Genomic DNA, 3923 nt, shown 5'->3' with positions numbered 1-3923 from the left:
TTTTACTAAAAATGAAGTTCCTTTTGGCAAAACAGCCACATCTTGTGTAATTACTTTACTACCTTCAATAATGATATGAATACCTAATTCTTCTTGATCTTGTTTGGTTTTTAATTCTACGTGAGCGACTGCAGCAATTGACGCTAATGCTTCTCCTCGGAATCCTTTTGTATGAAGCGCAAACAAATCCTCCGCGTGACGAATTTTAGAAGTAGCGTGACGTTCAAAACACAATCGTGCATCGGTAACGTTCATTCCTAAGCCATTATCTATGACTTGAATAAGCGTCTTTCCGGCATCTTTTACGATAAGTTTAATTTCGGTTGCCTTTGCATCAACAGCATTTTCAACCAACTCTTTTACTACAGAAGCAGGTCGTTGCACCACTTCTCCAGCAGCAATTTGATTGGCTACGTGATCAGGTAATAATTGAATGATTCCAGACATTAATCTGTTTTGTTTTTTATTTTGGTTATGTTACAAATTTAAGAAATTAAAAACGTATTTTTATATCTCAAAAAATACAAATTTGTAAAAGTTAATAACAAAATAGTTTTGTGAAAAATAAAAAATCACAGATTACACGAATGGGAACCTGTGATTTTTGTTTAAATTAACTTTATTAAAGTTTAGTATCGTTTATTCAAATCTATCATTTTAATTGCAGCAATAGCAGCTTCTACACCTTTATTTCCGTGTTTTCCTCCACTTCTATCGATAGATTGTTGCATCGTATTATCGGTTAAAACACAAAAAATTGTCGGCGCATCATAAAGTAAGTTCAAATCTTTCATACCTTGGGTTACGCCTTCGCAAACAAATTCAAAATGCATCGTTTCGCCTTTAATCACGCAACCAATAACAATTACAGCATCTAACTCTAATTTTTCGTGCATTTGACGCGCTCCGAAAATCAGTTCAAAACTTCCTGGAACATTCCATCGGTTGATGTTTTCTGGCAAGGCGCCACAATCGGTTAAAGCTGAAATAACACCATTATACAACCCTTCTGTAACGTTTTCATTCCATTCTGAAACAACAATCCCAAACCGAAAGTCTTTCGCGTTTGGGATTGTGTTTTTATCGTATTGAGATAAATTTTTATTTTCGGTTGCCATTATTTTTCCAATGAAGCAATTAAAATATCTACTGTACTTCCTTCTTGAGAAGTTTCATATTTTTCTTTGATTGTTTTTAAATAACCTAAAGCTTCGTCATTTTTCTTTAAAACAATAGCCATATTTGCTGCTTTCAACAAAAATCTTGGAGTGATAAAATCATTTTCATCAACATTAGCGGCTTCAACATATAATTTCAAAGCTTCTTCATTGTTGTTCAATTCTGCATTAGCATCACCCTTTGCACCAATAGCTAAAGCGTGTAAATTTAATTCTTTAGTTGAAAAGTTATCTAAATGTTCAATTGCTTTTTTGAAATCTTTCAAATGTAAACAAGCCATACCTGCAGAATATTCTGCTAAATTAGCTGCTTTAGTTCCTGAATATTCAGAAATAATTCCTTCAAAACCAAGCTTACCTTCACCACCTTTTAAAGATAATTTAAATAACGAATCTTGTTTTTCTGTAGCATCAACTGCTTGTTGGAAGTACATTTGCGCTTGATTCATTTCTTTAAACGCTTCTTCTTGACTTGGTGTAGCTACATATTTATCATATAAAATGTATCCTAAGGTAGCAATTGCAACTGCCAAAATGAATCCTAAAATTGCTTTTTGGTTTCTTATTACCCACTCTTCGGTTTTATTTGCTGTTTCATCTAACGCATTAAACACGCCAGCAGTAGTACTTTCGTTTTCGTTTACATTAATTTCATCTACACTTGTATCAAATGCTGGATCTTTTTCTACTTCAGGTTTTGGTGATTTATAACCTCTTTTATTATATGTTGCCATTGAACTAAAATTTTATTAGAAGTGCAAAAATATACTTTTTATTTAAATTTAAAAGTGCTTTTATTTATATTTTTAAAAATTGAACTTACATTTGTACTCGAAAGTGTAATTTTTGCCACTTTTTACCAAAAAAACGTGATTTTAAAAAAACTATCTTTACTTAATTATAAGAACATTGCCGAAAATTCATTTGAATTTGAAAGCAAAATAAACGCTATTGTTGGAAAAAACGGAATTGGAAAAACAACAATTTTAGATGCCATTTATCATTTAGCGGTTGGTAAAAGTTATTTTAATCCACTTTCCACCCAAAATATCAAACACGGCGAAGAGTTTTTTGTTATTGACGGTGTTTTTGAAAAAGAAAATCGTACCGAACAAATTATTTGTAGTTACAAAAAAGCACAAAAGAAAATTTTAAAACGCAACGGAAAAATTTACGAAAAATTTTCAGAACATATTGGTTTGATTCCTATTGTGATTATTTCACCCAGCGATACCGATTTGATTATTGAAGGCAGCGAAACCCGAAGAAAATTTATTGATAATGTTATTTCTACTTTTGATACTTCTTATTTAAATACATTAATAAATTACCAGAAAACGTTACAACAACGTAATGCATTATTAAAGTATTTTGCTTTAAATCAGGTTTTTGATGCGGATAATTTGAATATTTACAACGAACAATTAAGTGAATTTGGACACCTAATTTTCACTAAAAGAAAAGATTTTTTAGAAAAATTCATCCCCGTTTTTCAAGAATTATATGAAGTTATTTCAGAAAATGCTGAAAAAGTAACTATTGAATACGAAAGTCAACTTTATGATGACAATTTGGAAACCTTACTAATTCAAAATCTTCAAAAAGACAGAATTACGCAATATACTACTTGTGGAATTCATAAAGATGATGTAATATTCAACATCGCTGGTTTTCCTGTTAAAAAATTCGGATCGCAAGGACAACAAAAATCCTTTTTAATTGCTTTGAAATTAGCGCAGTTTGATTTCATTAAAAAACATACAAAAACATTGCCGATTTTACTTTTTGATGATATCTTTGACAAGTTAGATGCGTTTAGAGTACAACAAATTGTGAATATGGTAAACGATGATGTATTTGGACAAATTTTTATTTCCGACACACATCCCGAAAGAACCGAAAACATTATAAAACAGACACATAAAAGCTATAAAATATTTAATATTTAGATTTTCAGATTATAGATATTCAGATATTTAGACAATTTATAGGATAAAAAATAACTCTGCGAAACTTTGCGATTTCTTCGTGAATCTTCGCGTAACAATTAATAAAAATGAAAAACTTAAAATCAATTATCGCAACTGCAATTATAACATTATCAATTAGTTGCACAAATAGTCAAAACTTTAAAAGTGTAGATGCCGCAGAATTTAAAGCGACTATTACAAAAACAGATGATGCACAAATTTTAGATGTTAGAACGCCAGGCGAATATGCGAATGGAAAAATTGCAGATGCTAAAAATGCTAATTGGAACGGCTCTGATTTTGATGCCCAAGTCGCAAATTTAGACAAATCAAAACCTGTTTTTGTATATTGCTTAAGTGGCGGAAGAAGTAAAAAAGCAGCCAATCATTTAGTGGAATTGGGCTTTAAAAATATTATCGAATTAGATGGCGGTTATATGGCTTGGGAAAAAGCGAATCCAAAAAGTAATGGCGTTTGGTCTGGTATAACGCAAGAAGATTACAATAAACTAATGATTTCAGATAAAACGGTTGTAATTGATTTTTATGCAGAATGGTGTGGACCTTGTAAAAAAATGGGCCCTTATTTAGATAAAATTAGTAAAGAAATGACGGATAAAGTAATTATCCACAGAATTGATGCTGATAAAAACAAATCATTATTTAACGCATTAGGCTACCAAGGTTTACCTGTTATAATTGTAGTTAAAAACGGAAAACAAACATTCTTTAAAAATGAATTTGTTAGCGAGGAAGAGTTGAGAAAAGCTTTATA

At 30.9% G+C, this 3923-nt stretch carries 5 protein-coding genes; 2 read left to right on the top strand and 3 right to left on the bottom strand.

The window, feature by feature from the left end; all coding sequences use genetic code 11:
* The 3 genes from mutL to ABWO04_RS10370 form a co-directional block, all read right to left on the bottom strand.
* Positions 1-447 (bottom strand): DNA mismatch repair endonuclease MutL (gene mutL / locus ABWO04_RS10380; protein ID WP_353079635.1); only part of this gene is annotated, 447 nt, incomplete at its 3' end.
* Between the two features lie 182 nt (positions 448-629).
* A complete protein-coding gene (gene ribH, locus ABWO04_RS10375) occupies positions 630-1118 on the bottom strand; it encodes a 6,7-dimethyl-8-ribityllumazine synthase (protein ID WP_353079634.1) in 489 nt (162 codons plus the stop codon).
* A complete protein-coding gene (locus ABWO04_RS10370) occupies positions 1118-1912 on the bottom strand; it encodes a tetratricopeptide repeat protein (protein WP_353079633.1) in 795 nt (264 codons plus the stop codon). Before ABWO04_RS10370 ends, ribH begins: the two co-directional genes overlap by 1 nt.
* 135 nt (positions 1913-2047) lie before the next feature.
* On the opposite strand from ABWO04_RS10370, the gene recF reads away from it, so the two are divergent.
* Positions 2048-3127 (top strand): DNA replication/repair protein RecF, encoded by a 1080-nt coding sequence (recF, locus tag ABWO04_RS10365; RefSeq protein WP_353079636.1) that lies wholly within the window; start codon positions 2048-2050, stop codon positions 3125-3127.
* A gap of 107 nt (positions 3128-3234) precedes the next feature.
* A partial coding sequence (locus tag ABWO04_RS10360; RefSeq protein ID WP_353079632.1) for a thioredoxin domain-containing protein occupies positions 3235-3923 on the top strand: 689 nt, incomplete at its 3' end.

The sequence above is a fragment of the Flavobacterium sp. genome (assembly GCF_040382755.1).
Classification (GTDB): Bacteria; Bacteroidota; Bacteroidia; order Flavobacteriales; family Flavobacteriaceae; genus Flavobacterium.
The sequence above is the reverse complement of the archived record's forward strand: the minus strand, read 5'-3'. Positions and strand labels throughout refer to the sequence as shown.

What these genes read in the sequence shown, in the direction of transcription:
- ribH (WP_353079634.1), bottom strand. Translation starts at nt 1,118, where the DNA reads ATGGCAACCGAAAATAAAAATTTATCTCAATACGATAAAAACACAATC.
- ABWO04_RS10370 (WP_353079633.1), bottom strand. Translation starts at nt 1,912, where the DNA reads ATGGCAACATATAATAAAAGAGGTTATAAATCACCAAAACCTGAAGTA.